15 protein-coding genes and 2 pseudogenes are annotated in these 22003 nt (G+C 69.8%); 7 read left to right on the top strand and 10 right to left on the bottom strand.

Translation table 11 applies throughout. The features are described 5' to 3' along the window. Positions 1-4 precede the first annotated feature (4 nt). Positions 5-364, top strand: a complete 360-nt coding sequence (gene mnhG / locus AB0J21_RS20000) for a monovalent cation/H(+) antiporter subunit G (protein WP_363147349.1) — start codon at positions 5-7, stop codon at positions 362-364. On the opposite strand, the gene AB0J21_RS19995 is transcribed toward mnhG, so the two are convergent. From AB0J21_RS19995 to AB0J21_RS19980, 4 genes are all read right to left on the bottom strand, one after another. Then, the gene (locus AB0J21_RS19995; protein WP_363147348.1) at positions 361-870 is read right to left on the bottom strand and encodes an isochorismatase family protein; all 510 of its coding nucleotides are present in this window, start codon (positions 868-870) and stop codon (positions 361-363) included. The genes mnhG and AB0J21_RS19995 overlap by 4 nt on opposite strands. Before the next feature lie 67 nt (positions 871-937). Continuing rightward, positions 938-1204, bottom strand: coding sequence for a hypothetical protein (locus AB0J21_RS19990; protein ID WP_363147347.1), 267 nt, complete (start codon positions 1202-1204; stop codon positions 938-940). A 273-nt stretch (positions 1205-1477) separates the two neighbouring features. Further along, positions 1478-2725: a glycosyl hydrolase gene (locus AB0J21_RS19985; protein ID WP_363147346.1), complete on the bottom strand. Its 1248-nt coding sequence runs from the start codon at positions 2723-2725 to the stop codon at positions 1478-1480. 71 nt (positions 2726-2796) lie between these two features. Continuing rightward, positions 2797-4326, bottom strand: a complete 1530-nt coding sequence (locus AB0J21_RS19980) for an MFS transporter (protein ID WP_363147345.1) — start codon at positions 4324-4326, stop codon at positions 2797-2799. 548 nt (positions 4327-4874) lie between these two features. Between AB0J21_RS19980 and AB0J21_RS19975 the strand changes: the two are divergent. Continuing rightward, a pseudogene (locus AB0J21_RS19975) lies at positions 4875-5470 on the top strand (family 1 glycosylhydrolase). A gap of 114 nt (positions 5471-5584) precedes the next feature. Then, complete coding sequence (locus tag AB0J21_RS19970; protein WP_363147344.1) at positions 5585-6694, top strand: LacI family DNA-binding transcriptional regulator; 1110 nt, start codon at positions 5585-5587, stop codon at positions 6692-6694. A gap of 71 nt (positions 6695-6765) precedes the next feature. On the opposite strand, the gene AB0J21_RS19965 is transcribed toward AB0J21_RS19970, so the two are convergent. Genes AB0J21_RS19965 through AB0J21_RS19945 form a run of 5 tightly spaced genes read right to left on the bottom strand, consistent with a single transcriptional unit; the run spans position 6766 to position 12779 of the window. Then, the gene (locus tag AB0J21_RS19965) at positions 6766-7212 is read right to left on the bottom strand and encodes a phytanoyl-CoA dioxygenase family protein (protein ID WP_363147343.1); all 447 of its coding nucleotides are present in this window, start codon (positions 7210-7212) and stop codon (positions 6766-6768) included. Continuing rightward, on the bottom strand, positions 7212-8129 hold the full coding sequence (locus AB0J21_RS19960) for a sugar phosphate isomerase/epimerase family protein (RefSeq protein WP_363147342.1): 918 nt from the start codon (positions 8127-8129) through the stop codon (positions 7212-7214). Before AB0J21_RS19960 ends, AB0J21_RS19965 begins: the two co-directional genes overlap by 1 nt. A gap of 10 nt (positions 8130-8139) precedes the next feature. Next, on the bottom strand, positions 8140-9129 hold the full coding sequence (locus AB0J21_RS19955; RefSeq protein WP_363147341.1) for a hydroxyacid dehydrogenase: 990 nt from the start codon (positions 9127-9129) through the stop codon (positions 8140-8142). Between the two features lie 36 nt (positions 9130-9165). Further along, positions 9166-11121 (bottom strand): heparinase II/III family protein, encoded by a 1956-nt coding sequence (locus AB0J21_RS19950; protein WP_363147340.1) that lies wholly within the window; start codon positions 11119-11121, stop codon positions 9166-9168. Continuing rightward, positions 11118-12779 (bottom strand): extracellular solute-binding protein, encoded by a 1662-nt coding sequence (locus AB0J21_RS19945; RefSeq protein WP_363147339.1) that lies wholly within the window; start codon positions 12777-12779, stop codon positions 11118-11120. The genes AB0J21_RS19950 and AB0J21_RS19945 overlap by 4 nt, the downstream gene beginning before the upstream one ends. A 650-nt stretch (positions 12780-13429) precedes the next feature. Between AB0J21_RS19945 and AB0J21_RS19940 the strand changes: the two are divergent. The 4 genes and pseudogenes from AB0J21_RS19940 to AB0J21_RS19925 form a co-directional block, all read left to right on the top strand. After that, positions 13430-14329 (top strand): annotated as a pseudogene (locus tag AB0J21_RS19940) (ABC transporter permease subunit); the annotation flags it as partial. Further along, a complete protein-coding gene (locus AB0J21_RS19935; protein ID WP_363147338.1) occupies positions 14326-15219 on the top strand; it encodes a carbohydrate ABC transporter permease in 894 nt (297 codons plus the stop codon). The pseudogene AB0J21_RS19940 and the gene AB0J21_RS19935, both read left to right, overlap by 4 nt. A 501-nt stretch (positions 15220-15720) precedes the next feature. Beyond that, positions 15721-17109, top strand: coding sequence for a right-handed parallel beta-helix repeat-containing protein (locus tag AB0J21_RS19930; RefSeq protein WP_363147337.1), 1389 nt, complete (start codon positions 15721-15723; stop codon positions 17107-17109). A 134-nt stretch (positions 17110-17243) separates the two neighbouring features. Further along, a complete protein-coding gene (locus AB0J21_RS19925) occupies positions 17244-19364 on the top strand; it encodes a TIM-barrel domain-containing protein (RefSeq protein ID WP_363147336.1) in 2121 nt (706 codons plus the stop codon). Positions 19365-19603: 239 nt separating this feature from the next. Here AB0J21_RS19925 and AB0J21_RS19920 read toward each other — a convergent pair whose 3' ends face one another. After that, positions 19604-21997 (bottom strand): phosphoketolase family protein, encoded by a 2394-nt coding sequence (locus AB0J21_RS19920; RefSeq protein WP_363147632.1) that lies wholly within the window; start codon positions 21995-21997, stop codon positions 19604-19606. Positions 21998-22003: the final 6 nt, after the last annotated feature.

Below are 22003 nucleotides of genomic sequence, written 5' to 3'. Positions count from 1 at the left end.
AACGATGAGCGTGGGAGCACAGATCGCCGACCTCGCGGGGGCGCTGCTGCTGTTCTTCGGCTGCTTCCAGTGCCTGCTGGGCGTCATCGGCATGCTCAGGCTGCCCGACGTGCTCGCCCGCAGCCACGCCGCCACCAAACCCCAGACCCTCGGCATGCTGCTCGTCCTGGTCGGGGTCGCGCTGCGGCTGCGCAACGGCATCGACATCGGCACCCTCGCGCTCGTCGTCTTCTTCCAGTTCCTCACCAGCCCCGTCGCCTCGCACCTGGTCGCCCGCTCCGCCTACCGCACCGCGCAGACCGGCTCCCGCGACCTCGTACGGGACGACCTCGATCCGCAACTCAGCGACGGCGAAGGTGATTAGCGGAAGACGGCCCCGGTGAGCGGCACGACGTGCGCGCCGGCCGCCGACAGCTCCCGCTCGACGGCGCGCATCGACACCGCGGCGGGCTCCGCACCGTCCCAGTCCGCGTGCGCGCCCCGCACCAGACGCACCGGACGGCCCCGGCGCAGGGCCGCGAGGACCGTCGCCCGCACGCACAGGCCGCTCGCGATGCCCGCGACCACCACCGTGGCCCCTTCGGGCAGCAGTTCCCCGAGCCCCGTGCCCTCGAAGGCGTCCGCCCGGGTCTTGTCGAGCACCGGTTCCCCCTCCCGCACCGCGTGCTCCAGATGCCAGCCGGGGCTGCCCGGCACACACCCCGGCTCGCGCGGATCGTTGTGCCGTACGTGGATCACCCGCGTGCCCGAGTCCCGCGCCCCGGCCAGCAGCACGGCCACCGCCTCCCGCAGCGCGGAGGCTTCCGGCACCGGGTCGGGCGGGGCGAACACCGAGCGCTGAAGGTCGATCAGGAGCAGGACGGACGTCATGGCCGCCACGCTAGGCACCTGTGCCGGAGGCGCCAACCGGTTTCCCGCCCCTACGGGACAGGGGCGCTCAGCGGCGCCCGGACGGCCCGGCGCCCGGACGGCCCGGCGCGCGTGCGGCACCGCGGGCGGCGGGCCGCTCCCCGGCCTCCGGGGCCTGGCGGCGCACGAACAGCGCCGCCAGGGCCGCCGCGAGGACCAGCAGGCCCGCCCTCCCGGACGCGGCCCGGTGGAAAGCCGCGTTCACCGCCGAGGCATCCCGGTAGGCGTGGTCGGACAGACCCACCGCGAGCGGCAGCGCCGGGACGACCAGCGGCTGGACTCGCGATGGACGCACAGGAAGCTGCACCCAGGACAGCGGCGGGTGGCTGCCGCACGTCGGCTCCGCCCCGCTCCGGATGGACAGGGCGAGCCCGGACGAGACGTGGCACGGTCACGGTCTCGGTGCCGTCCTCGCCAGGGAGGCGATCCATCGCCTCCCTGGCCGGCTGCCCGGGCGAGGCGGGCGCACTCGGCCGGGCCCTGGCCAAGGTGCGACGGTTCCGCGAGGCGGACGCCTCACGTCATCTCCGTCGGCTGTGCATGTGCCGTGCCCGTGCCGGAATCCGGCTCAGCGGCTGTCCGAACCGGTCTGCCTCCGGCTTGAGCGATCCGGCTCCGGCCTCCTCCGCAGTTCGGTGATGCCGCGTGATGCCAGGTAAGAGGCGTCCGCTGCTCGATCCGCGGTAACGAGGGCGGGCCGGATTCCCTCGTCGATCAGTGCGAAGAAGTCTTCCGCCACCTCCAGGCCGGCCTTGCCGAAGTCCTCCACGACCAGCGCCGTCGGACGGGGAACGGGTTGGGGCGGACTGTTCCGGAACGTGGCGACAAGCTCGGCGATTCTGCGGCCCGCCGGTTTGACCTGGTTGTCCACCGTGAGAAGGCCGAGCCCGTACTCGTACTCGTCGAAGCCGGCGAAGCGCCGGTCGATGTCATGGCTGCCCCACCAGGTACAGCCCCAGACACCCGCGGAGGACAAGGTGGCACGGATGAAGGTCTCGGCCCAGTCGGGGATCGTCTCCGGGGCGCGTTCGGCAGGAGAGGCCCCGAACTCCTGGAGCCACTTGGGCCGGCCGGGCTGCTCCGCGTAGGCCTCGGCCAACTCCGCCATGAACTCACCGAGGTGCCGGGTTCCCGTGCCGTCGGGGCCGTGGCGTTCGAGTACGCCCGTCCAGTACGGATAGCTGTGGAAGACACTCGCGCTGCCGCTCGTCACCACTCCCCGCTGCGAGAACGTCTGCCCTTCCAGCCAGGGAAGATGGTCGACCCCGTTGACGTGGAACCGTCCGGGCGCGATGTGCTCGCAGTGGTTCAGCAGCCGGGCGGCCCAGCGGTCGCCCACCGCCGGTGCGACGTCGTCGTTGAGCACGGCGATCTCATTGCCCAGATCGAAGCCGAGGAAGCGTGGGTGAGCGCCGACGGCAGCGGCGAGTGCGTCGAGGAGGTACAGCTCCGCCCTGACGACGTCCTCGTCGCCGATCATGTTTCTGCCCTTGAGCCAGGCCGGCTTGAAGGCGAATCCACTGAGCCAGCCGTCGAGCACGCTGACGCTGACGTCGAGCCCGGTGTCCGGCCGGTCGGCGAGGTCCAGCAGTTCACTCAGCCGGTCGAGGGCGGAAGGACTGACCATCGCCGGATTGGGCTGGAACACCGGCCAGAGCAACTGAATCCGGATGTGGTCCATGCCGAGCGCCGAGACGGCCTGCAGGTCCGCCAGGACGGAGTCCGCGTCCCAGTCGTTCCAGCAGTACCACCAGTTGCGACTGGGGACGTAGTTGACGCCGAATCGGGGGCCGACGCGGTGGGTGTTGTTCAACATGCGCTCCTGGCTTTTCCTGTCCGAAGACGTAGGGGGAGAACGACAAAGGGGGCCTGGACGCGGCCGGAAGGTCAGCCCGCCGGCCCGCTCCCGGCGGGACCTTCAGGGGCTGTGTGCGAGGACGGAGCCGAGCTCTCACCCGGTGACCCCGGGGTGATCTCCTCCTCGCGGCGGGCGGCTCTGCCGTGCAGGCGAAGGATCTGGACGAGTCCGAGGGCCGTCAGCACGAAAGGGACGAGGAAGGCGGTGCGGTACGCGGAGGGCGAGTAACCGGAGAAGCCCGCCGGGGTGAGCCTGTCGAGGGCTGCGCCGACCCCCAGGATCACGAAGATCGTGGCGGTGAAGCCTCCCATGACGACCATGCCGGTCGCGGTCGCGGCCCGGGCGGGCGGGTTCACCGGGCGTGAGTAGTCGAGCCCCACGAGTGACGCGGGGCCGTTGCTGCCCATCGCGGCGGCCAGGGCGACCAGCAGCCACCAGGGGACGTGCCCCGGTGGTGTGCCCAGCACGGCCGCCCACAGCGAGCAGGTGCTGAGGACCACGGCGAGCGTCAGCGGGGTGCGGGCGGCAGGACGACGCGAGACCAACTGGCCGAACAGCAGGGAGAATCCCATGCCGCTCACTACCACCAGTCCCAGCACCGAACCCGCCTCGGAGCGGCTCAGGCCCTGCCCTTCGACGAGATAGGGCAGTCCCCACAGCAGGAGGAACGGATTGGCCCAGCAGGACGTGGTGAAGTGAACCCACATGCCCAGCCTTGTGCCGGGTTCCCCCCACGCCGTGCGGACCTGGGAGGTCAGGGACTGGGACCGTACGCTCCCGGCCTCGGGATGGAGCGGGGCAGGTCCTGACCTCTCGCGTCCCACGGCGGTGCCCCCTGTCCGCCGCCACAAGGGCCGACGTAGCTGCCGCAGGCCCCGCGCCGGGGTGTGTGCCCGTGGTGATTCACGCAGGAACAACAGGACCACGGCCAGCGCCGCGAAACCGGGCAGCCCGGTGGCGGCGAAGGTCGCCGTCCACCCGAACACCGGCAGCAGACGGGCAAGCGCGGTGACCGCCAGGAGGTTTCCCAGGGTCCCCACCAGACCGGCGAGTTGGGAGATGAAGGGGTTTCGGTGGGGCGGGAACCAGTTGGACACGAGCCGGAGCACGCTGGTGAAGATCATGGCGTCCCCGCAACCGAGAACGGTGCGTGAGACGAGGGCCGAGGGATAGTTGTCCGCGAAGGCGAAGCCGAGCTGTCCGGTGATCAGCAGGACCAGCCCGGTGGCCAGTACCTTGCGGGGCCCGCGGCGGTCGATCGCCAGCCCTACGGGTATCTGTGCCACCGCGTAGACGAGGACCTGGAACACGGGGAAGACGGACAGGGCGGAGGCGCTGATCCCGAAGCGCTCAGAGGCGTCCAGGCCCGCGACGCCCAGACTCGTCCGTTGGGTGACCGCGAAGACGTAGACGCCCGCTCCCGTGCCCCAGGCCGCCCACGCTCCACGGGCCAGGGTTTCGGAACTCGCCGCACCAGCGCGTGAACCGCAGAGGTGGCCCCGCTCCCTGCCTCGCCCTGTTGCCCGGCCCCCGTGGCGGGCTCGCGATGGCTGCCGCACGGCCTCCCTCTCCCTCGTCCCCTGGCCCAGCCGTTGCCACCGAGCCCAGCCTGCGGCGGGATCCGGTACCCCTGCCCGCGGAACAGTATGTAAACGTTTGCGGATCATGGTGACCCTACTGCCCGGACGGGAGGCCGACAAGGGGGCCGATGCGGGGGATGTCGGGTCGCGAGGTGGAGTCGATCCTTGGTGATCCGTGCGGCGGCTGAGGTGTGGAGGGGGTGCGTTCATCACGGCCGCAGGCTCTTCGGGTTGCCTGCCTGGTGCGGGATCGGCGGCTGCACCGAAATGGCTGGCCGTACTGGATCACCGCAGTGATCGAAAGGAAGCGATCTCTGGAAATTTACACTGCCGTCGATGGCGATGCCATGCGGCAAACTACCTTCTGAGCGGTGGGTGTTGGCTGATTCCCCACGGTCCCCTCATGTCGAGTCAGCGGCCCGCCCGCTCACGTGTTGACCTTGTTCCAGAAAACCTTTTAAGGTCTGGTGTCAAACACCTGTATCAGGTCCGCAGGGCCGGGTTGACGGTCGGCAGGGGGCCGAGCCGTGGCTCGACGAATTGTCGGCCCCGGCAGCTCGCGCACCCGCCCCGTCTCCTCAGGAGTCGCGTTGAAGCCGCATCAGCCACCCGCCCTGACCGATTCGTCCGCTCCGATCCCGCCGGGCGCAGTGTCCGGTCGGCCGGCTCGCTTTCTCTGGGGCGTGGCCACGTCCGCCTACCGGATCGAGGGCGCGGTCGCCGAGGACGGACGGAGTCGATCTGGGACATCATCGGTCGCATACCTGGTGCTGTCGCGGATGGCGGCACCGGCGAGACGGCCGTCGATCATCACCACCGCATGCCTGAGGGCGTCGTGGTGATCGCGGACCTCGGCGTGGACGTCCATCGCTTGTCCGGGTCGTGGCCCCGTGTCCAACTCCACGGCAGGGGACCTGCCGACGCGCGGGGAACGGCCTTCTGCGGTCGCTTGGCCGACGAACTCCTGAGCCGCGGAGTACGCCCCCGGCTCACCCTCCACCACGGGGACCTGCCCCAGGACCCGGAGGCGGCGGGCCGGCCCACCCGTGACACGGCCCACCGCTTCGCGGACTACCTTCGTCTGCCCCGCGCGCCGGGCGGGTACGGAAGGCAAGATGGGTGAACAGAGGGCCGGTGCCGGCCCGCCGGGAGGGCCCCGGGCCGCTGGCATGGAAACGGCTTGAAGACGTAACGTGTAAACGTTTTATCGACTGTGTTCAGTGGGCAGGAGCGGATTGTGCGTCAGGGTGAGAAGCCGGTCGAGGGGCTCGGCAGGCGGGCGACCATCCGGGATGTGGCCGCGCGAGCCGATGTGTCCATCGCCACGGTCTCGCGCGTGCTGTCCGGCAAGGCCTCGGCGCGGTCGGACACCTATAAGCGTGTCGTTGCCGCCGCCAGGGACCTGGAGTACGTCGTGAACGCCCACGCGCGCGCCTTGGTGGGATCCAGCCGGGGAGCGGTGGCGATCGTGGTGCCGGAGTTCACGGCGTCCTTCTTCGCCCAGGTGTGCCACGGCGTGGAGCAGCAGGCCGCGGTCGAGGGCCGGATGTGCCTGATCTGCTCGACCGGCGGCGACTTCGAGCGCGAGATGGCGATGGTCTCCCTGATGCGCGAGCAGGGCGCCGAGGCGATCATCGTGGTCGGCGGTGCGGTGCAGGGGCCCCACTACGAGGAGCGGATGACCGCCTCGGCCCGGGCGCTGGACGCCTCCGGGAGCCGGCTGGTGCTCTGCGGCCGCCCTTCGCTGGGGGAGCGGGTCCCCGCCTCCGTGGTCGAGTACGACAATGAGGGCGGGTCCTACGCGGTGACCCGCCATCTTCTGTCCGCGGGCCACGAACGCATCCTGCACCTGTCCGGGATTCCCGGAAGCACGGTCGCGGAGAATCGCCTCAAGGGCTATCGGCAGGCGCTCACCGATCACGGCGTCCCGTACGACGGGGACCTGGTCATCCACACCGAGTTCACCCGCAGGGGCGGGACACGGGGGATGCGGCGGGCTCTTGACGCCGGACTCGACTTCACGGCGGTGTTCGCGGGTACCGACGACATGGCGGCAAGCGCCATGAAAGTCCTGCGCGAGGCCGGTCTGCGCGTGCCCGAGGACATCTCGATGGTCGGGTACGACGACCTGCCCGTGGCCTCGGACCTGCATCCCGGGCTGACCTCGGTGCACTTGCCGCACGAGGAACTGGGCCGCACAGCGGTGCGGATGGCGCTGCATCGCGACGGAGACGCCCGCGACCGGCAGCACGTCGTCCTGGGCACCCACATCGTCACACGAGACTCAGTGCGCCCGGGCCCGCTCTCCGCCGGCTTGGGGCGTGGAGCGGGCCCGGCCGCAGGCTGATCTCCCGCGGCACCGGGGGAGCGGGACCGCGGGAGGCTGAGGAAGGGCCGGCCGGGCCGGCCCCCACCGGCTCAGAACGGCTGCGGCACGTCCCCCGCGCTGCAGTAGGCGCCGGGGGGATGCGCCTGGTGCACCACGCGCAACTCCTCCTGCACCGAGCCCCGCCCGGCCGGACGTACGGCCTCGGGGGCCCGCCGGACGAACTGCTCGGCCGACCTGAACTCGTAGGACGAGGTCCAGCGGAGATCCTTGCCCACGACCGACGCGGAGCCGTGAACGAGCATGACATCGTGCACGAGGACGTCACCGGGAGCCATGTCCACGGATACCGCGCCGGGCACGTCCCAGCCGTGTTCCCTCTCCAGCGAGCAGATGTCCCAGGGCTCCCGTTGCGATCCGGGCAGGACCAGGAAGCCGTCGCGGTCGAAGGCGGCGACTTGTCGGGGGCTCAGGTGGTACGCACGACGCGCCGCCGGATCGACGGGCACGTCCTGCGCCGGTGGAGTCGGGATGTCCATCACTCTCCGTTTCTGTTTCCGGCGTGGGGGCGGTCGACGGCTGGCGCCTGCCGGCCGAGCCAGTCGTTCAACGAGCCGAGGGCCACGGGCAGGGGAGCGACCTCGGGATGCCAGGTGCGTTCCCACTCCAGTGAGAGCGGTCCGGTGTAACCCCCCGTATCCAGTACGTCCACCATCGTGGCCAGCGGCAGGACGCCATGGCCCACGAGCACCGGTGTCTGGTCGCGCACGGAGCGGACGTCCTTGATCTGTACGAAACCGCGACCGCCCCGGACACGCCGCCCGATCTCCTCCCACGTGCGTGCGGGAGCCTCGCCGGTGCGGAAGGGGTGCTCGAAGTCCCAGACGGCGCCCACCCGGTGGTCGGGGGACCGCTCGTCCAGCGCGCGCAGCACGCGGGCCACGTCCTGGCCGCGCGGATGCGAGCCGTGGGTCTCCAGCACCGGCCGGACCCCCAGACCCTCGGCCGTGGTCGTGACCGCGGCCAGCCGGCGCACGATGCTCTCGTCCGCCTCCCGCACACCGTGCACGGTCCCGGGTGGACGGTCGCCCGGCCCCGGCAGGGTCGCGGCCCCCGGGAACACCCTCAGGAAGCGCGCCCCCAGGTCCGCGGTCAGCTCCAGGTGACGCTTCAGGTCATCGACGACGACCCGGTCCTGCGCCTCCGAGGCGAGCCGGACGTAGGAGGAGCAGGACAGCAGCTCGACACCCGAGTCCGCGATCTGCGCCCTGACCCGCGCGCGACGCTCGGGCCCACTGTCCACGTGAACCGGCTGACCGTGGGCGACACGCAGTTCCATGGTCCTGACAGCGGCCTCGGACAACCAGCGAAGAACCGTCGCCAGTTCCTCGCCGGGGGCCCCGAGCGTCGAGGCTCCGACGGCCCAAGTGCGGGCAGACCCGCAGGTCGTGGTCATACATGCCTCCTCAGGCCAGGGCGTGGTACCGGGACGGCTCGACGGCACGGTGCAGGGACCGGCCGCTGAGCACCCTGTCGATCTCGTCCACGGCGGCGGAGGAAAGGAGCTCGAGTTCGGTGCCCAAGGGGCCCGCGATATGCGGGGTGAGGACGAGGTTCGGCAGCTGCCACAGCGGCGATCCCGGTTCGTTGACCTCCGGATGCGTCACGTCGAGAATGCCCTCGATCCGCCCCGTCTCCAGTTCCGCGACGAGCGCCGCCTGGTCGACGAGCACCCCGCGAGCCGTGTTGATGAAGGTGGCTCCGTCGGGCAGTGAACGAAGGTGGGAAGCGGTGATCATGCCGATCGTGTCTTCCAGGATTGGTGCATGCAGGGAGACCACCGGGCAGGTCGCCATGAGCTCGTCGAGCCCGATGCGCCGGACACCGAGGCTGTGTGCCGCGGCATCGTCGATGGTCGGGTCGGCCACCACCACCTCCAGGTGGAACGGGCGCAGCAACTCGATCACCTTCCGGCCCACCATGGAGGCTCCGATGATGCCGATCCGTGTGCCGTGCACCCCGTACGAAGCGAGTTCGCTCTGCGTGTGGAAGGCCGCCCGCCGGGAGCGGTAGATCCGCTCTGCCCGGAAGGCCCCCTTGGCCGCCAGAAGGATCATCGCCAGGGTGTACTCGGCGACCGGACCGGCGAGCGCGGAGGCCTGGGAGGAGATGGCGACGCCGCGCTCGTAACAGTCGGGTGAGGCGAAGGCCTTCACGGACCCTGCCGTGTGCACCACGGCCTTCAGGCGCGGGGCGGCGTCGAGGACGGCCGCGTCCACCATGGCGGTTCCCCAGCCGGTGACGAGCACGTCCGCCTCGCCGAGCAACTCGCGTGCCGATGGGCTGAGGTGGTCTTGGGGGGTGGGGGAGACGACGACTCGTCCCAGGGAGCGGAGTCTTTCCCAGGACGGTCCGGCGAAGAGCCGGCGCAACAGCTCGTCCTGAATGGCCACCATGATCACAGGTTCTGGCACTGTTCGCCTTTCAAAGATTCATCGGGACGCCGGAAGGGGCGGCCGGGAGTGCTGCTTGCGCGGGACGTCCTCGTCGCTGCGGGTCATGACCAGGGTGATCGTCGTTGTGGACACGGCTTCCCGCGTGCGGAACGCCACCCGGAAGGCGTCCCGTGGGCCGTCGAAGAGGTCGAGTGCGTCCTGCGTGTGGACCTCGGTGACCAGCTGCGGATCGAAGCTGACGGCAAGGGTCGCCTTCTCGCCGCGCAGCAGCAGCCGGCCCTCCTCGACGAGAATCACCTCGGCGTGGGTCACGATCGCGCTCTCGGCCTGTTGCGGTGTGCTGAAGGAGAAGTCGTCGGTCAGGACGACGCGTGCGTCCTTCCGGCGCAGTTCGGCCGTCCGTTCGAGCCGGTGCAGCGCCGCCTTCGGGGGATAGGCGGCGGTGAGGTCGAGGACGATGCGGTCCGATTCCTCGGACTGTCGCAACTCCCGCACAGCGGCCCGGTACTCGTTGCCCTCGCCCTGCTCGATCCCGCCCGGACACGGCACGGAATGGCCGAAGGACCGGTTGACGAAGAAGGAGTAGCGGTGATCAGGACTGAAGTAGTCGCGGGTGTAACGGCCCCGTCCGGGGTCGACGACCAGATCCTCGCCACCGGCCCTGACGATGACCGACCCGAGGTCGTTCTGATTGTGCAGTTCGAGGTTGTGACCGCCCTTGACCGCGAGCGCGAGGGTGTCCTCGTCCTCCGGGTCGGCCTGCGAGAGCAGCCACTGCACCCCGCGGAAGTACTGCGAGCTTCCCCGCAGCGGCGGCATCGGGCCGTCTTTCGCGAGTCGTCCGGCACAGGTCGTGCGCAGGGCCTGTGTCACCGGGGAGTTGCCGATCAGCCAGTAGTCGCCCGCCGCGCGGGTGGACGCCAGCGTGACGAGGTCGGCCATGCCCAGGCGCCGGCCGAGGTCGAGCAGCAGGGTGGTGTTGAAGGACGGGTCGGGAGTGGCGTCGGAGAACGTGGGCCAGGAGTTCACCGTGAGCCGCGAACGCAGCGGGTAAGCGGCGACCCGTTCCACGATCGGTGCGTCGAACCAGTTGAGCGCTCCGCCGGTGCGACGCTCCACGAGATCGGCGAGCTGACAGTACGAGCCGAAACCGAAGTTCCAGTAACCCGTGCCCTCGCTGGTGCCGCCCTCGGGATCGAAGTTCTCCAGGTAGTCCTCAAGGGAGCGGGCCGACTTGCACAGGATCGACGCCAGGCGCGCGGTGTCGGACTCGACGTAGAGCGCCGCGCCCACCACGCCCCAGTTGCAGACCGCGTCCCAGTTGCTCGCCCGCTTCGCCCCTTCGTACATCCACCACCAGGTGTCCTTGCTGAGGTACGGAGTGATGACGCGCCGGTCGATCTCCCGCTCCACGCGTGCGATCACTGGCCGCGGCAGCACCGGCCGCAGCACCGCGCACAGTTCGGCCAGGCCGACGGCCGTGATGCTCGACCAGAGATCGACGATGTGGTCCTCGGAGTCCGGGAACTCGGAGGGCGGGTCGTACTCCGGCTGGGCCCAGCTGGTCTCCTCGCACGTGGCCCACACCAGGTCGATGATCGCGTCGCGGGTGTGCTCCCCGGGCTCCAGGAGGTGCGCCACGAGCAGCTTGGCCAGATCACTGCGCCGTTCCATCCACAGGTCGACATAGGGGGCGGGCTCCCCCTTGAGCAGCATGTCGCGCCATGCCTGGACCGGCATCGGCAGCAGCCCTCGCTCCGCGAGACGACGGCCGTCCTCGACCAGCCGCTCGCGATCGGCGCCGAGGCCTGCGCCGATCGCCCCCCAGGCGGACCTGTCGTCCACCGCGGGGAAGGGGTGCCAGTCGGCAGGTGCCCGCTCCAGCATCATCCGCACGTCGTAGGGGTTGGGCCTCGGCAGCCGTGCGGCGAGCGGGTCGAACAGGGAGACCTGCTCGGGATAGCGGGGGAGTGCGGGGTCCTGGTCGTTCACTTGGCGTCCTCCTCAAGGGCTTTCTCGTACTCGGCGCGCATCTTGTCGCCGCCGCCGTTGCGCCAGGCGGTGACCGCGGGCTTCAGGTCACGGAGCGAACCGCGCCCGGAGATGATGCTGAGCAGGCTGTCGGTCATCGCCTTGGTCAGCTGACTGCCGACCCGGGAGGCGGTCTCGGAGAACAGCCCGTTGGTGGGGTCCGACACACCGCCGGGGACCACCTCCTTCTCCCAGGCGTGGGCCTGCTTCACGTGCTTCGGGTAGGCGGAGCTGACCAGTACGGGAGCGCCGGCCGCGACGAAGAAGAAGCACGTGTTCTTCTCGGCCGTTCCCCGGTCCGTCATGGCGGGCAAACCCTTGGCGTCGACGGTGTGGTCGACTCCCTTGACCCCGTAGGTGAGCAGCTCGTACTCCTCGCTGCCGTACGGCGCGGCGAGGAAGTTCATCACCCGCAGCAGCTCCTCGATCCTGTCCTTGCCGGCCTTCTTCATGGCGGTGATCGAGTAGATGCCGGTGTCCAGATACTGCTTGGCGCGGCCGCCGCCGGGCGCGAAGGGGACCAGCGCGTCGATGTTCAGGCCGGGGACCGTCTTGCCGTAGGTGTCGTAGTACGCCGTCCATCCCATCGGGCTGTCCATGCACATGAAGACCTTGCCCTGGATGAACTGTTCTTTGACCTGCACCGCGCTGACGGCGCCGGAGTCCGGGTGGAAGTAGCCCGCCGCCTTGAGCTTGCGGGCGAACTCCACTGCCTGGACGAACTCCTCGGTCTCCCAGTCCTTGACGAGTGAGCCGTCCGGCTTCTTCCCCCAGCGCATGGGTGCCCCGTACATCTGGCCGAACCAGTTGACGTCGTACATGTACGTGGAGTCGGAGCCCAGTGCCCAGCGGCCGGCCCTGGCGTTGGTCAGCTCCTTGCACAGTCCGACGAACTCCTCGGCGGTGGTGGGCTGTTCCAGCCCCCGTTCGGAGAGGAGATCCTGCCGCACCACCATGGGCCAGGCGACGACGGGCCGGGACAGCGGGATGCCGTAGATCCGGCCCGCGATCCGCGCGGCCTTCCACGCGTAGGTCGGTATCCCGGCCAGGTTCGGGTACTTCCTGATCCGGCTTCCCGACAGGTGCTCGGAGAGGTCGGCGAAGCGGGAGTGGAGCAGCTCGTCCAGTCGCGGCAGGTTCATGAACAGGGGCATCTGTACGAGGTCGGGCAACGCGTCGCCCGCCGTGACGGCGCCGAACTTCGCCGGGTAGTCGGCCGCCGGAGTGACCTGGGGATCGAAGGTCATGTTCGCCCGCTTGTTCACCGCCTGCAGGAAGGTGTTCTTCCTGGCCGGCGGCGGGGGCGGTGTGTAGGTGAGCAGCATCGCCTTCACACTGCTGCCGTCGGCGACTTCTCCGGTGACGGAACGGTAGTGCGAGGTGATGGGGCTGGTGAAGCCGTCCCGGACCCCTGCCGTGGTGCCGGCCAGCTCGGGCTTCGCCTTCAGCGCCGAAACGTAGTCGGGCAGCGCCGCCTTGGCGGCGGAGGAGCCAGCGGCGGAGGGACCTCCCCCGCAGGCAGTGAGCAGAGGCGCGCCGACGGTCGTCGCGGCGGCGGTGAGGACAGCGCCGCGCAGGAACGTGCGGCGGTCGAGTGGAGACGAGGCACGAGGAGCCATGAGGGGGTCCCGGGGTCGGAGGAATGAAGCGGCCGGGCGCCGTCCGTGCGGGGCAGGGGCGCGGCGTCGGCTTCCCGCCGTGGGGCGGTCTGCACAGGGATGTGGCGAACGGAGGATGGAAACGTTTTCTCAGTAGTTTGCATAGAGGTATGGGTGGGCGCAAGACCTCGGTACGGAGGGAAGTGGTAACGAATGCCGAGGTGACCTGGCACTCTCCGTCCCGGCATGAGGATGGCGCGTCAGGCGCTCCGCTGTGGCAGGTTATGGGCGGCGCAACAGCCGGGCGCCACCCGGAGGCCTCGGTTCGAGGTCGACAGCGCCCCGTCCCGTAGTCGCTGAACTGGGGAAACGGTGGCGAGCGAGCAAGTCCCTGTCTATAGCGTCTCGTTGTAAATGACGGCGAAAGTGTTGACGACGTTCCTGTAAACCTTTTAAGGTCCCGGCCAAGCAGCTGAACATCCCGGCGGCCGAGCGGCTCCCCTCACTGCCCCGGCGCCTGGGATGTCTTTTCCACCGGTCGTCGACCGGGACCGACCTCAGGGAGAAGCGCCTTGGCGATCACCGCGCGCACCAGCGACCCACCCAAGAGCGCGAAACGAGAGCCGCCGCGACCGGCGGGGAACCGTCCCCCGCAGCCCAGGCCCACCAGCCTCCTCCGGCGTATGAGGCGGGACCGCTCGCTGCTCCTGATGGTCCTCCCGGGCCTGCTGCTCCTCGTGCTCTTCAACTACCTGCCGTTGTTCGGCAACGTGATCGCCTTCCAGACCTACCTGCCCTACGTGGGGATCAGGAACAGCGAGTTCGTGGGGTTCGACAACTTCGGCACACTGTTCGCGGACCCTGCCTTCTGGCAGGCGATGCGCAACACGCTGGAGATCACCGGGCTCCAGCTCGTCCTCTTCTTCCCGCTGCCCATTGCCCTGGCCCTGCTGCTGAACAGCCTCGTGGGAACCCGGATCAAACGGCTGGTGCAGACGGTCGTCTACTTCCCGCACTTCGTGTCCTGGGTGATCATCGTCGCCCTGTTCCAGCAGGTGCTCGGCGGAGCCGGAGTACTGAACCAGACGCTGCGGGACCACGGCTGGCACCCCATCGACATCATGACCAACCCCGACCTCTTCGCCGTCCTGGTGACCACCCAGACGATCTGGAAGGACGCGGGCTGGGGAACCATCATCTTCCTGGCCGCGCTGAGCACCATCGACGACCAGCTCTACGAGTCCTCCGTGGTCGACGGCGCGGGCCGGTGGCGCCGGCTGTGGCACATCACGCTGCCCGGAATCCGCCCCATGATCGTGCTGCTGCTGATCCTGCGCCTCGGAGAGAGCCTGTCCGTCGGCTTCGAGCAGATCCTGCTGCAACGCGACGCGGTGGGGCCCGGGGCCGGCGAGGTGCTCGACACCTACGTGTACTTCCACGGCGTCGCCAACGGGGACTGGAGCGTGGCGGCCGCCGCCGGTCTCTTCAAGGGCGTCGTGAGCCTGATCCTCGTCCTGGCCGCCAACCGGGCCGCGCGAGCCTTGGGAGAGCAAGGGGTGTACTCGAAATGAGCTCAGCGATACGGCCGGTGTGGAGGGAGCGGCCGACTCCGATCGGCAACGCGGCCAAGGGCCTCGTGCTGACCGCGATCGTCCTGGCGGTCACCTTCCCGTTCCTCATCGTCCTCTCGACCAGCCTGGCCGGACGGGCGGAGATCACCGGCGGCGGAGGCTTCGTGCTGTGGCCGTCCCATCCGACCCTCGAAGCCTATGAATCGGTGCTCTCCGGAGGCATCGTCACCCGGGCCGTACTGGTGAGTGCTGGAGTGACGCTCGTGGGGACGGCGGTGAGCCTCACCGTGACCGTGCTGACCGCCTACGGGCTCAGCAGATCAGGCACCACGTTCCACCGGCCGCTGCTCCTCGTCGTTCTGCTGACGTTCCTGTTCACCCCGGGGATCATCCCCAGCTACCTGGTCGTCAAGCAGCTGGGCCTGCTGGACAACTACGCCTCGCTGATCCTGCCCACCGCCATCAGCGCGTTCAACGTGGTGATCGTGCGCGGGTTCTTCCAGGGAATCCCGCAGGAACTGCTGGACAGCGCCCGGATCGACGGTGCGGGTGAGTGGCGCATTCTGCGCACCATGGTCCTTCCGCTGTCGAAGGCCGTCGTCGCCGTCGTCGGCCTCTTCTACGCCGTCGCCTACTGGAACTCCTTCTTCAGCGCCACCCTCTACCTGTCGGACAACACGAAGTGGCCCCTCCAGCTCATCCTGCGCACCTATGTGTTGCAGGGAGCACCGCTGGCCGGAATGGACCAGGGCGCGGGAGAGGTGCCACCGCCCCAGCAGGCGGTACAGATGGCGGTCGTCGTCCTCGCGATCATCCCGATCCTGTGTGTCTACCCCTTCGTCCAGCGCCACTTCTCCAAGGGCGTCCTCACCGGAGCCGTCAAGGGCTGAGACGGCCTCCGCCGTCCACCGGGGGCGGGTGCTTCACCCACGGCTCGCCGAGCGCCGCACCTTCGCAGCCACCCATTGTTCCAGGAGGCGATCCAGCGTGTATCCGTCAGACACCCCGTCCGCTCCCGGCGGCGGCCCGCTCCCGCGGGAGAGCGTCTCCCGGTGGGATCCGGCGGCCGCGAAGCTGCCACGGGCGAGCCGGCGGGAAGTCCGCGCCATGCTGGCCGCCGCCCCGCCGTCATGGCAGCCCTTCCCGCGCGTGGACGACCGGTCCGCCTGGGCGGAGCCTGGCCGACGGCTCGGTCCGCAGGCCGTCGGCGAACTGGTCCGGGCGGGCCGGCGAGCCGCCGAGTCCCCCCTCGGCACGCTCAGTTCGACGCTCTGGCGCACCTATCCCGTCAGGTCAGGCGGCTGGGCGTGCGGACGAGGGAGGCGAGCCGACACGCCCGACTCACCTTCACCTTCCATCCCGTCCCTCAAACGTCACCGGAAAGGCACACCATGAACCGCAGAAGCACCCTGGCCACCGCACTCGCCCTGGCCTGCTCGGCGTTCGGGCTCACTGCCGTCACCACCGGCACGGCACAGGCGGCGAACGGACACCACTACTACGTCAGCGCGGCCGGTTCGGACGGCAACGCCGGAACCGACCCCGCCCACCCGTTCCGCACCATCCAGAAGGCCGCCGATCTCACCGAGCCCGGCGACACGGTGTACGTCATGAACGGCACCTACAGCGAGGCCGAGCCGAAGACCGACGTCGTCACGATCACCCGCTCCGGCGCGCCCGGCGCCCCCATCACCTACCGCAACTTCCCCGGCCAGCACCCGGTCATCCACCCGATCACCGGCTGGCACGGCTTCAACGTCCTCGGCAGCTCCTACCTCCAGGTCATCGGGCTGGAGTTCAAGGGGGACAGCGAGAACCTGAACCTCGCCGACGCCGAGCAGAACGCCAACCGCACCGACCCGACGTACAACACCAACTGCCTCGCCTTCTACAAGGACCCCACCACTGGCGCGCCCTCCCATCACCTGGTGATCCGTGACAACGACGTGCACGACTGCCCCGGCGCCGGCATCTCGGTCAACGACGCCGACTACATCACCATCGACCGCAACACCGTGCACTCCACCTCCTGGTACAACGTCTTCGCCACCAGCGGCATCTCCATCCTGCGGGCGACGGACGTGGACCACGAGCAGACATCCGGCTACAAGGTGCGGATCACCAACAACGTCGTCCACGACAACGAGACCAAGGTCAAGTGGTCGTCCTGCGACTGCTACTCCGACGGCAACGGCATCATCATCGACTTCAACCGCCACGAGGGGATCCCCGGCGACCCGTACACCGGACGGACTCTCGTAGCCAACAACCTGTCGTACGACAACGGTGGTTCGGGTATCCACTCGTTCAACAGCCAGCATGTGGACATCGTCAACAACACCGCGTACTACAACTCCCGCCAGGACAAGCTGCCCTACGACGGCTATCCCAACATCTACGCCGGCTACAGCAAGGACGTCCGGCTCCTCAACAACATCTCCTACGCCCGCCCGGGCAAAGCGACCAACAAGGTGGGCCACAACACCGACGTCGTCTACGACTACAACGTCTACTACAACGGCCTGGCGCCCGAAACGATGGGCCCGCACGATGTGGTCGCCGACCCGAAGTTCGTCAGTGCGAGCACCGATCCCGCCAAGGCCGACTTTCACGTGCGCGACGACTCGCCGGCGCTCGACAGCGGCACCGGCTTCCCGGCTGTCCCGACCGATCAACTGGGTGTCCCGCGCGGGCTCGGTGGCGCGTACGACCGCGGTGTCTACGAGAACCTCCCCCGCCAGGGCAAGTCGGCAGGCGCCCGCACGTCTCCCTCTCAGTAGGGGGTCCGCAGGGGTGCCTCTGGCCCCGGCCTGCTGAACCCCGGCGCCGCGCTGCGCGCCCCTGACGCGCAGCGCGGCCCCGTCCCTGAGCCAGGGGACGACCCGTCCTTCCGAGCAGACTCCCGAGGAACACCATGACCACCCTCCATCCCCGCGCGGTCCACCCGTTCATCGCCCCGCCTCCCACCCTGACGGCCACGGGCCCCGGCGCCCTCGACCCGGTCGTCCGCGCCGAGATCGCTGAGACCGCCGAGGACGCCCTGACCCTTCGTGTGCGCACCGAGCAGGGCAGGGAAGGGACTCTGCGCCTGGCGGCGGCTGTCTCCGGATCGGTACGCGTCACCCTGCGCATGGACGGTGTTCCGCGGGAACCGCGGGTGAGCCTGGCCCGCCCCGGCAGGAGTACCGGGCGTGTCGTGCGGGACGAGCACCATGTCGCACTGGCCACCCCCGGCGCCGTACTGCGGGTGGACCTCGACCCCTTCCGTATGGCCTTCCAGCTGTCTCCCGGCACCTCGGGCGAGGTCTTGCGGCAGAACGGGGACGACCGGCAGCCCGACGAGCTCCTCACCGTGCTCCCCCTCGGAGTCTCCGAGCTGACGGACGGCTCCCTCGTCTACCACGACACCTGGGCGGCGGCACCCGAAGAGAAGTTCTACGGCTTCGGGGAGCAGTTCACCGGACCAAACTTGAGGGGCCGGCAGGTGAGCTGCTGGATCCAGGACGCCATGGGGACCTCGGGCAGCCGGGCCTACAAGGTGAGCCCCTGGCTCCTGTCGAGCCGTGGGTACGCGGTGCTGGTCGACACCACGACCCGTGCGGTCTTCGACCTGGCACACAGCAACACCGCCGCCTGGTCGTTCAGCGTCCCCGACGAACAGCTCGACTACTACCTGATCGCGGGCGACCCCGCCACCTGTCTGGGGGCCCATCGGGAGCTGACCGGGGAGGCGCTGCTGCCGCCCGACTGGGCTTTCGGCCCCTGGATCTCCTCCGGCTTCTCGACGGAGGACGCCGCCGGGGTCACCCGGAGGGCCGAGGAGATCCGGGAACACGGATTTCCCTGCTCGGTGATCCACATCGACTGCCACTGGCAGAAGCACGGCAACTGGTCCGACCTCCGGTGGGACGACAGGGCGTTCCCCGATCCCAAGGGCCTGATCACGAGCTTGCGGAACCAGGGCCTGCGCACCTGCCTCTGGATGAACCCCTACATCGGCGTCGCCAGTCCGAGGTTCGCCGAGGCGGAGCGCGCCGGCTACCTTCTGCGTACCGCCGACGGCACGACCTGGATCAGTGACGCGTGGAGCGGCTTCCATCCCGAGGTCGCGATGGTCGACTTCACTCGTCCGGAAGCGGATTCCTGGTACCGGGAACTGCTGCGGGAGGCGCTGTCCTGCGGGGCTGACGCGATGAAGACCGACTTCGGGGAAGGAGTCCCGCGCGATGCGGTCGCCGCCAACGGGATGACGGGCCAACGGCTCCACAACCTCTATCCGCTTCTCTACAACGACCTGGTGTCCGAGGTACTGCGTGAGGTCACCGGTGGCACGGGCATGGTGTGGGGCCGCTCCTCGTGGACCGGCGGCCAGCGGCACGCCGTCCAGTGGGCCGGCGACCCCAACTCCACCTGGGAGGACCTCGCCTCGGTACTGCGCGGCGGACTGTCGCTTGGCCTCACCGGGCAGCCCTTCTGGAGCCATGACATAGGGGGGTTCCACGGCACCCCCTCACCTGAACTCTATGTTCGCTGGGCGCAGTTCGGTCTCCTGTCTCCCATGGCACGGTTCCACGGCATGACCTCCCGGCTGCCCTGGGACTTCCCGCAGGAGGCGTGCGACGCGGTGCGCGAGGCCGCTCTGCTGCGGGAGAGCCTCCTGCCGTATCTGGTGGAACAGGCCGCGCGGTGCGTACGCGGCGGGCTGCCCCTGATGCGGCCCATGTTCCTGGACCAGCCACGGCGTCCGGACGCCCACGCCGCCGATCTCCAGTACCTCCTGGGTCCCGACCTCCTGGTGGCGCCCCTGTACGCCCCTGGTGGGCGCAGGCAGGTCTGGTTCCCCCCGGGCGAGTGGGCACACTACGCCACCGGTGAGAAAGTCGCCGGGCCGCAGTGGCGGGAGGTGGCCCTGCGGCTGCGGCATGCCCCCCTGTGGGTCCGGTGCCAGGCGGGCGCCCCGGTTCTCGCCGGCCTCCGCGGCTTCGTCGAGGGCTCCGGCGGCACTGCACCCACCCTCCCCGGACAGAACGCCTAGAGCACGAATCGAGTCGTGTTCGATCTGTGGGATCTGCCCGCGTGCGGGGCCTGAACGGGCAGATTCCACTGGTGGCTTGTGTGCCTTGGAGACCGGGACCGTGTTGGCCTCGGGCTCGGCCGTCCGCGACGACGAGGCCGGCGGGGCGGTGCCGGGCCGGCGGTGCCGGGCCGGCGGTGCCGGGCCGGCGGTGCGAGACGATCGACATGAGGGCCCCGCACTCCGTCACCGCCAGGCCCTCAGCCCTCCCAGCGCCAGTCGGTGACCTCGGGCAGGTCCTCGCCGTGCTCCCGCACGAAGGCACGGTGCCGGGTACGGGTGTCGGCCATCTCCTGCCGCAGGCCCGCCGCGCGCTGGGCCAGCCCGGGAACGCGGTCGATCACGTCCATGACCAGCCGGTAGCGGTCCATGTCGTTGAGGACCACCATGTCGAAGGGGGTCGTCGTCGTCCCGCGCTCCCGGTAGCCGCGTACGTGCAGGTGCGGGTGGACGGAGCGGCGGTAGGCCAGCCGGTGCACGAGCCACGGGTACCCGTGGTACGCGAAGATCACCGGCCGGTCGCGGGTGAACAGCCCGTCGAAGTCGAAGTCCGGCATACCGTGCGGGTGTTCCTTCTCCGGCATGAGCCGCGCGAGGTCCACCACGTTGACGACCCGCACGGCCAGTTCCGGAAGCCGCTGCCGCAGCAGTTGCGCGGCGGCCAGGATCTCCAGGGTCGGCGCGTCACCCGCGCACGCGAGCACCACCTCCGGCACCCGGCCGCCCTCGGTCCCGGCCCACTCCCAGATCCCGGCTCCCCGCGCGCAGTGCCCGCGCGCCTCGTCGAGCGTCAGCCAGTCGAACCGCGGGTTCTTCCCCGCGACGATCACATTGACGTTGTCGCGGCTCGCGAGCGCCTGCTCGGCGGTCACCAGCGTCGTGTTGGCGTCCGGCGGCAGATAGACCCGTACGACCTCGGGGCTCTTGTTGAGCACGTGGTCGATGAACCCCGGGTCCTGATGCGAGAAACCGTTGTGGTCCTGGCGCCACACGTGCGAGGTCAGCAGGTAGTTGAGCGAGGCGACCGGGGCCCGCCACGGCAGTGCGCGGCTCGTGCGCAACCACTTGATGTGCTGGTTGGCCATCGAGTCCACGATGTGCGCGAACGCCTCGTAGGTGGAGAACACCCCGTGCCGGCCGGTCAACAGGTACCCCTCCAGCCAGCCCTGGCACATGTGCTCCGACAGGACCTCCATGACCCTGCCGTCCCGCGTCAGATGCTCGTCGACCGGCAGGATCTTCTCCTGCCACGTCTTCCCGGTCTCCTCGTAGACCCCTTCGAGCCGGTTGGAGGCCGTCTCGTCCGGGCCCACGAGCCGGAAGTCGCGCCGGTCGGCCGTGTCCCGCATGATGTCGGCGAGATAGTGGCCGAGCACCCGTGTCGCCTCGTGGGTCGTCGTGCCCGGGCCGTCGAACCGGGCCGCGTGCCGCTCCAGCGGGGGAGTGGGCAGCGACCGCAGGAGCCGGCCGCCGTTGGCCACCGGGTTCGCGCCGAGCCGCAACTCGCCCTCCGGCAGGCACTCCAGGACCTGCGGACCCGGCCGGCCCTCCGCGTCGAACAGGTCCTCGGGCCCGTACGAGCGCATCCACCGCTCCAGCATCCGCAGGTGCTCCGGGTCGGTGCGCACCTGGGACAGCGGGACCTGATGGGCGCGCCACGTGCCCTCGACCGGCTTCCCGTCCACCTCCGCGGGGCCGGTCCAGCCCTTCGGGGTGCGCAGGATGATCATCGGCCAGTGGGCGCGCTCCGTGGAACGGCCCCGGCGCGCCTCGGCCTGGATCTCGTCGATCCGGCCGACCGCCTGCGCGAGGGCGCCCGCCATCAGCCGGTGCACCTCCTCGGGGTCGTCGCCCGCGACCTCGATGGGCCGGTACCCGAGGCCCCGCATCAAGTCGTACAGCTCGGTCTGCGGGAGCCGGGCGAGGATCGTCGGATTGGCGATCTTGTACCCGTTCAGATGCAGGACCGGCAGCACCGCGCCGTCGTGCGCCGGGTCGAGGAACTTGTTGGAGTGCCACGAGGTCGCCAGCGGCCCCGTCTCCGCCTCCCCGTCGCCGACCACGCAGGTCACCAGCAGATCGGGATGGTCGAAGGCGGCCCCGTACGCGTGCAGCAGCGAGTAGCCCAGCTCGCCGCCCTCGTGGAGGGAACCGGGAACGTCCGGTGCCACGTGACTGGGCACCCCACCGGGGAAGGAGAACTGCTTGAACAGCCGTCGCATGCCCGGCTCGTCCCGGCTCACGTCCGGGTAGATCTCCGAGTAGCTGCCCTCCAGCCAGCTGTTGGCGAGCACCCCAGGACCGCCGTGCCCGGGCCCCCAGACGCACAGGGCGTTCTGCCGGCGCAGCCGGATCAGCCGGTTCAGGTGCGTGTACACGAGGTTCAGGCCCGGGACGGTGCCCCAGTGGCCCAGCAGGCGCGGCTTGACGTGCTCGGGCCGCAACTCCTCGCGCAGCAGCGGGTTGTCCATGAGATAGATCTGGCCGACCGCCAGGTAGTTGGCGGCACGCCAGTGCGCGAGCAGGGCACGGAGTTCGTCCTCCGGCAGCTCGGGCGCGAGGGCGGTCGGTGTCTCGTACGTGAACTCCTGCATCGCCAG

Source organism: Streptomyces sp. NPDC049954 (genome assembly GCF_040656295.1).
Lineage (GTDB): Bacteria > Actinomycetota > Actinomycetes > Streptomycetales > Streptomycetaceae > Streptomyces.
Note: the sequence above shows the minus strand (reverse complement) of the source record. Positions and strands in the feature narration are given on the sequence as shown.

What these genes read in the sequence shown, in the direction of transcription:
- AB0J21_RS19945 (WP_363147339.1), bottom strand. Translation starts at nt 12,779, where the DNA reads ATGGCTCCTCGTGCCTCGTCTCCACTCGACCGCCGCACGTTCCTGCGC.
- AB0J21_RS19995 (WP_363147348.1), bottom strand. Translation starts at nt 870, where the DNA reads ATGACGTCCGTCCTGCTCCTGATCGACCTTCAGCGCTCGGTGTTCGCC.
- AB0J21_RS19960 (WP_363147342.1), bottom strand. Translation starts at nt 8,129, where the DNA reads ATGACCACGACCTGCGGGTCTGCCCGCACTTGGGCCGTCGGAGCCTCG.
- AB0J21_RS19920 (WP_363147632.1), bottom strand. Translation starts at nt 21,997, where the DNA reads ATGCAGGAGTTCACGTACGAGACACCGACCGCCCTCGCGCCCGAGCTG.
- AB0J21_RS19955 (WP_363147341.1), bottom strand. Translation starts at nt 9,129, where the DNA reads ATGGTGGCCATTCAGGACGAGCTGTTGCGCCGGCTCTTCGCCGGACCG.
- AB0J21_RS19985 (WP_363147346.1), bottom strand. Translation starts at nt 2,725, where the DNA reads ATGTTGAACAACACCCACCGCGTCGGCCCCCGATTCGGCGTCAACTAC.
- AB0J21_RS19925 (WP_363147336.1), top strand. Translation starts at nt 17,244, where the DNA reads ATGACCACCCTCCATCCCCGCGCGGTCCACCCGTTCATCGCCCCGCCT.
- AB0J21_RS19935 (WP_363147338.1), top strand. Translation starts at nt 14,326, where the DNA reads ATGAGCTCAGCGATACGGCCGGTGTGGAGGGAGCGGCCGACTCCGATC.
- AB0J21_RS19965 (WP_363147343.1), bottom strand. Translation starts at nt 7,212, where the DNA reads ATGGACATCCCGACTCCACCGGCGCAGGACGTGCCCGTCGATCCGGCG.
- AB0J21_RS19930 (WP_363147337.1), top strand. Translation starts at nt 15,721, where the DNA reads ATGAACCGCAGAAGCACCCTGGCCACCGCACTCGCCCTGGCCTGCTCG.
- mnhG (WP_363147349.1), top strand. Translation starts at nt 5, where the DNA reads ATGAGCGTGGGAGCACAGATCGCCGACCTCGCGGGGGCGCTGCTGCTG.